Here is a 6,133-nt window from a genome sequence, read left to right as displayed (position 1 = left end):
CTAAACGTCTGGTCCAAATCGCTGAGCAGTCTCTGGCTGGGTCTGGCAAATAATTATTATAACCAAAAAAGCAACAAGCAGAAAGCCCGGAGCGGAAACGCTCCGGGCTTTCTCGCGTATTCGTTCCTATGTCTGATTGTGCCCTTCCATGCACCTTTCGTCAAGAGCGTGCGGATAAAAGTTTTTTATCCATTTTCTCGTCGCTTAACCAGCCGACATACGTATCAATCGTTTCGAAATTTCGATCCATAACCACGACAGCGACAAATGGGTATTGTTTGCGGTGTCGATAACGCACATCTGCCCAGCGTACCTTGTACCCTGCAGGTAGTTCTTCCACCTCTGCGACAGCATAGGATGTGAAGTACAGAAATGCAGTGACTTCAGGAGATTTGCGTGAGGCTGCGACAGCGGCGTGAGTGGACGATGAGGCATGGAGATTCCAGGTTAGGACGGAATGATCCATTTTGCCAATCTCATAGCTATTGTTTGCATATCTTTTCACCACATGCCATCGGTTCCAGGATATCGTTGGGATCACCATATAATGAGCCTCAGAATTATTTTTGTCGATTCGCTTCACCTGTCTAACAGCCATAGCACGTGCTATTGTCCGCCATACATAATACAAGCCAATCAAAATATACAGTGAAACAAAGAGTGGAGCAGGGGCGATCAGATCGAAGGCCCATAACAAAATGGCCAGCACATGTGTGGTAAACAGAAACGGATCAAAAATATGAATGATGTTCCAGGCAATCCAGCGTTCTGTAAAAGGTCGCGCTGCCTGGGTTCCATAGGTATTGAACAAATCGGTAAAAACGTGTACGCCTACGGCGACAGCAGTCCAGGCCGCGACGTGTCCAACAGCGACACCGGGAAAGATCAGGGCAATGACACCGGTGATGAGCAGAACCCATAACAGGAGAAATGGCAGTGAATGGGACATGCCCCGGTGATTCCGGATGTAGAGCGAGTTGCTTTTGAGACGTAACGCAGTATCGATGTCAGGAGCCTGCGAGCCTGCAATGGTGCCAACCATGACCGCAGCTGCGAGCATGGGACTGGTCGCGACAACGGGATCGACATAAGCCAGACCGGCCAGACCAATCCCCATGACAAAATGTGTAGAAGTATCCATAAACGTCTCCTTTGTGTGGTGTATCGTTAATGCGTATTGCTTCTCTATCTAGGTGATACCCATATATAGTGTATATTATCCGCCTACCGGGAAGCAAAACACCCTAATTTCCAAAGATATGACAAGAACCTGCTCAATTGACAGCAATTGTACGAGCATTGTCAAACTCTTTTTCCTTTTCCTGTGATAAACTTTATATCGGAGGCAGAGAGAAAAATCTCCATGAGATCAAGAACAAGGGGGATTCACAAGCGTGGACAATTCATTGAGATACCAGGCTTCTTCCGATTCGGCAACACGATCTGCGCCTCCGATGAAATCAGGGACGTGGAAAGATTTTATCCATATTACGAAACCGGGCATTCTTCGAACCAACCTTATTGCGGTTTTTGGTGGCTTTTGGCTTGCATCCCAGTGGGACGTCAACTACGGCAAGATGCTGCTGACCCTGCTCGGAACGGTACTGATTATGGCTTCTTCTTGTGTATTTAATAATTACTTTGACCGTGAACTTGATCTCAAAATGGAACGTACCCGCAACAGGTCCTTGCCAACAGGACGTTTAACACCCAAAGTCGTTCTATCCTATGCCATTATTTTGGGTGTGCTTGGATTATCCGTACTCTTTTCCTTTTCTGGGGCACTTGCCGGATTATGCGGCATGTTTGGCATGTTTGTCTATGTGATTATGTACACCCTTTGGTTAAAGCGTTCATCGACATGGAGTACCTCCATCGGTGGTCTGTCCGGTGCAATGCCGCCAGTCATCGGGTATGTCGCGGTAACCGGACGTATGGATGTTGGTGCATGGCTGCTTCTGGCCATGTTATTTCTATGGCAGCCTCCACACTTCTGGGCGCTCGCGATCCGCAGGGTGGAAGATTATCGGGCTGGCGGATTTCCACTATTGCCGGTTGTGAAAGGCATTGAACGGACCAAGGTTCAGATGATTCCTTATCTGATTTTGCAAATCTTTGTCCCGGTCCTCATGTATGGGTACGGGTACGCAGGAATCTTTTATCTTACCGTTTCACTGATACTTTCCGTGCTGTGGCTGTACTACGCACTCCAAGGCTTTCGTGCACAAAATACAGATGCCTGGGCCAAAAAGGTATTCCTTTACTCCATTAACTATCTGTCTTTGAGTTTTATATTGATGATTCTGGATACAGTGCACAAATAAGCAGTATGAAATGCTGTAATAAACATTAAATGGGCACGGGGCTGTGGAACAGCTACAATAACAAGGGAGCTCATTGTCGATTGGGTTCTTCGTATACATATGCATCATATTGGTATGGGAATGAGGAAATGCATTTAAAAACACGATCCAGAGTCCATGAATTTTATCGGAAACCGTTAAAGCTTTATGTATGCGTATTCATATGATCTGATATCGGAAGGGACGAGAATGATGCTGAAAAAGTATAAATGGACATGGATGCTGCTGGGGCTCGCACTGATTATGGCAGTGTATTTAATGTGGGGCACCGTATTTGCCAGCAAGGAAAAATTACCCGAAATTCGGGAGATTCAATCCTTTTCGATGGAGAATGTAGATGGAAGCACAGTGTCACTGGATGATACGAAAGGCAAGGTGCGTTTGTTCTACTTTTATTTCACCAGTTGTCCGGATGTGTGCCCAATTACGACGTTTACGTTATCCCAGGTGCAGGATCTGTTGAAAGAGGACGATACCTTTGGCAAGGATGTCTCATTTGTGTCCATCTCGTTTGATCCGAAAGTGGATACCAAGGAGAAGATTAAGGAATTTGCAGATCGATTCCACGCGGATTATGAAGGCTGGTACTTCCTGCGGGGGGACATGGATCAAACGAAGCAGCTCGCCAGGGATTCATTCCAGATCCTCATTGAGGGTGAGAACAAGGACGATTTTGCCCATATGAACATGATTGGACTGGTGGATCGGAATAACCAGCTGCGCAAGGTATACAATGCTTTTAATACAGAGGATGTTGAACCAGCAGTAATTGCTGAGGACATACGCAATTTGATCAAGGAATAAATGCGTTCATAATTGACAAGCCAAATAAAGAGGCTGCTTCTTGGGTTGAATGAATACCCCGGAGCAGCCTCTTTCTGTTTTTCCTAAAACGATGGGAATTCAGGATATTGAATATATGATTCTAATCCTGCTTTCTCCAGCTGGGCAATAATGTATTCGTCGGGGGTTCCCTCCACACCCGCATAGCCGCGGCGCGTATACATCTGTACTGCATCAGGGAAGGCATCTCGGAGCACACCTCTGATTTTTTTGCCTGAACTGTCATTATCCATAAATAAGTAGACCTCATCGTAACCAACCTGTTTGCGCAACGACTCAAGCTTGAGCGAATTCAGTGTTCCAAAGGTGCACAAAATGTTGATTTCGGGTGCTACAAGGCGTTTTAGTTTGCTGCGGTCATTTTTACCTTCTACAATGACATGAATAGGCATCATATTCACCTCTTGATCGAGAGCTTATGTCGACATTCCCCGGGAAATGTTGCAGCGAAAATCGACTGGATTATATAAAATGGACGCCTAACTTTTACACGAGCGACTATGCTGACAGAAGCACCTCTGATTTCTAACTTCTTTTTCACATTCTGAAGGGAATGTCTAACCAATAGTGGCCGTTCTGGTTACGGATCGTTCTTTCGATCGCTGTTGCCTCCAAATGTTCTGAATTTACTCTTCAAAGGTATAACATTCGGAGACAAAGGCGAACGCTACCGCTTCTTCAGAATCGATTCCGTCTCCTCCACTACTACTTTCACTGATCATCCATTCCTAATTTAAGAAAGAGAAATCTTGAAGATGAAAAAGGTTATGCTCAGAAGCCGTTCCGTTTGTGTGTATAAACCGTCCGTCCATTTTATATAGTGTATCTGTAAATGGGGGAATGATGCAAAGCCAAGAAAAATACAAGCCTTTCTGTTGTCAAAGGGTACAGATAATAGATCATCCTTATACGGTTAACCCAATATACTTTTGGGATCAGACAAGGAAGCTTCGCGTCTGGCTGTGAAATAAGGGAGCAGCATAATACCGATCATCAATAATACAAAGGCAATAAAATATGGGGATAGACCCACGCGAAGCTGTCCTGCTGTGATTGGGCCGATGAAAGAGCCGATGGAGGTAGCAATGGATTGCAATGAGAAGATGCGACCCAGCTTGTTTCCTCCGCTTAATCGGATAAAGAGTGTTGCCATGGCAGGGAAAATAATGCCTTTAGACATCCCCAGAACGAAGAGCACGGAAGACAACGGAATCTGTGGTATCGCCGCCATAGCAAAGAAACATAAAGACATCAGCAGCACACCTGCAATCAACCGCAGTTTGGGGGAATAGCGGTTGAGAAACAGCATGCTTAGGGTAAATAGTGCTCCGATGCTGATAATGGAAAACAAAAGCCCGGTAGACATCATGGATGAATGTCCGCCTCCACGCAGAGGCAGTTCAAAAAAAAGAATACCTTGGGCACAAGCAATGACAAGAGGTAGGGCAAAGTAACGCCAGGATACGGGCAGGAATTTTCTTTTTTCTTCTGCCGGGTTGCTAGGCTTGGCGGGCTCGGTCACTACTTCGTGCTGAACTTCAGCCAGGCCTTTGGGCATGGATAACCATGCGATAACGCCGGACAGAATGAGCAGATAACCTAGACTTGCAAAGGTGGCGGAAAATCCAAGAGCTCCGACGATCAATGCGCCTGCGGCGGGTGATACCACGGATGCCAGCGTATGTACAACGCCATGGCCTGACATATACTTGCCTTGCTTAATCGGATCGCTTGATAGCTGCGCTAGCAGTGCGAGACAGGCCGGAGACAGAAAAGCAAGTACAAATCCGCTGATGGAACGCAGGGCGAGCAGCTGCCATGGTGTATGGATTTGCGCCTGGATAAGCAAAATGATGCCTGCACCCAGCAAACTGAACACAATGTAACGACGACTGCCATGTTTGTCGATTTGGGTTCCGGCAATCAGATTGCCTGGGAGATGAGTCAAGGAATAGATACCCATCATCCAGCCGATGAAGGTCGGGGCCGCCCCGAGCGAGATAGCGAAAGGGGTCAAGATTGGATACTGGGCGTGCAGATCAAAAACAGCAAGGAACAAAAATAGATATAGCCAGATGGCCGTTTTCACATAAGCCCCTCCTTGTTAAGCGATGCATGTTCAATAACTGGTCATGCCGTGTTCCCCGTTCCTTTGGACAGAACCTCATGGTACTACTTGTACGCCCGGCGGGACGAACTTAGACCGTTTATTTTTACATAGGAGGGCTTAGCTGACAGCAGCTTCGGAAATCATGTATAATATTCGGGAAGTGTTAATAAACAACTCTAATACGGAAGGTGTAGTCATGAACATAGAAGTAATCAAAGAGTTTGTGATGCAGAACTGGCTGGTGATCGTGGTTGCGTTGATCATTTTGTTCTTTGTTCTGAATGTGGTCAAAACCGTATTGAAATGGGCGATTGCCATCATCATTATTGCGGCTCTACTGATATACAGCGGCATCTCCATTGATCAGATCAAACAGACAGTTACTGACGTACAATCAAGTACGATGGACACATTGAAGAAGGAAGCGACCAGTATGATGCTCAAGGAAGCTTCCAAAGCAACATACACCAAGGGACAGGATGGTGCATTCACCATCACAAGCCCCAATGTGGATATTAAAGGTAGAACGAATTCGGATAAAGTCGATGTTACACTTCGGGGGATCTCACTGGGTGAATGGAAGGTCGACAATGAAACGATACGAACTTTTGTCAAACAGGCACAGGAGAACGGAACAGCACCGGCTTCGTAGTAAAGGAGGAATGAATACGTGCTGCAAAGTTGGCTGGACAGTCTGAAAGAATTCAATGGCATAACGATTATGCTATTGCTGATTGTGGCCGCTTCATTGCTTCAGGGATGGTCCAGAGGTGCTTCGCGTTCGGCGGGAAGACTCTTTGGATTCCTCATGGATGGC

The 6,133-nt window shown here is 46.3% G+C and carries 6 protein-coding genes and 1 pseudogene; 4 read left to right on the top strand and 3 right to left on the bottom strand.

Annotated features, from left to right (window positions below; genetic code table 11):
* Window positions 1-160: 160 nt before the first annotated feature.
* The gene (locus AMS66_RS24500; protein ID WP_053783269.1) at window positions 161-1,141 is read right to left on the bottom strand and encodes a metal-dependent hydrolase; all 981 of its coding nucleotides are present in this window, start codon (window positions 1,139-1,141) and stop codon (window positions 161-163) included.
* Between the two features lie 253 nt (window positions 1,142-1,394).
* On the opposite strand from AMS66_RS24500, the gene cyoE reads away from it, so the two are divergent.
* Together cyoE and AMS66_RS24490 are read left to right on the top strand one after the other, a co-directional pair.
* Window positions 1,395-2,324, top strand: a complete 930-nt coding sequence (cyoE, locus tag AMS66_RS24495; protein ID WP_053783268.1) for a heme o synthase — start codon at window positions 1,395-1,397, stop codon at window positions 2,322-2,324.
* Window positions 2,325-2,555: 231 nt separating this feature from the next.
* The gene (locus tag AMS66_RS24490) at window positions 2,556-3,167 is read left to right on the top strand and encodes an SCO family protein (RefSeq protein ID WP_053783327.1); all 612 of its coding nucleotides are present in this window, start codon (window positions 2,556-2,558) and stop codon (window positions 3,165-3,167) included.
* Window positions 3,168-3,250: 83 nt separating this feature from the next.
* Here AMS66_RS24490 and AMS66_RS24485 read toward each other — a convergent pair whose 3' ends face one another.
* Together AMS66_RS24485 and AMS66_RS24480 are read right to left on the bottom strand one after the other, a co-directional pair.
* Window positions 3,251-3,598 (bottom strand): toprim domain-containing protein, encoded by a 348-nt coding sequence (locus tag AMS66_RS24485; RefSeq protein ID WP_053783267.1) that lies wholly within the window; start codon window positions 3,596-3,598, stop codon window positions 3,251-3,253.
* 521 nt (window positions 3,599-4,119) lie between these two features.
* A complete protein-coding gene (locus AMS66_RS24480) occupies window positions 4,120-5,295 on the bottom strand; it encodes an MFS transporter (RefSeq protein ID WP_053783266.1) in 1,176 nt (391 codons plus the stop codon).
* Window positions 5,296-5,512: 217 nt separating this feature from the next.
* Here AMS66_RS24480 and AMS66_RS24475 point away from each other — a divergent pair, with 217 nt between their 5' ends.
* Together AMS66_RS24475 and AMS66_RS34135 are read left to right on the top strand one after the other, a co-directional pair.
* On the top strand, window positions 5,513-5,968 hold the full coding sequence (locus AMS66_RS24475) for a hypothetical protein (RefSeq protein ID WP_053783326.1): 456 nt from the start codon (window positions 5,513-5,515) through the stop codon (window positions 5,966-5,968).
* Between the two features lie 18 nt (window positions 5,969-5,986).
* A pseudogene (locus AMS66_RS34135) lies at window positions 5,987-6,133 on the top strand (transglutaminase domain-containing protein); the annotation flags it as partial.

This window comes from Paenibacillus xylanivorans, from assembly GCF_001280595.1.
GTDB lineage: Bacteria > Bacillota > Bacilli > Paenibacillales > Paenibacillaceae > Paenibacillus > Paenibacillus xylanivorans.
This window is presented reverse-complemented; position numbering and strand designations above follow the sequence as displayed.

What these genes read in the sequence shown, in the direction of transcription:
- AMS66_RS24490 (WP_053783327.1), top strand. Translation starts at nt 2,556, where the DNA reads ATGCTGAAAAAGTATAAATGGACATGGATGCTGCTGGGGCTCGCACTG.
- AMS66_RS24485 (WP_053783267.1), bottom strand. Translation starts at nt 3,598, where the DNA reads ATGCCTATTCATGTCATTGTAGAAGGTAAAAATGACCGCAGCAAACTA.
- AMS66_RS24475 (WP_053783326.1), top strand. Translation starts at nt 5,513, where the DNA reads ATGAACATAGAAGTAATCAAAGAGTTTGTGATGCAGAACTGGCTGGTG.
- AMS66_RS24500 (WP_053783269.1), bottom strand. Translation starts at nt 1,141, where the DNA reads ATGGATACTTCTACACATTTTGTCATGGGGATTGGTCTGGCCGGTCTG.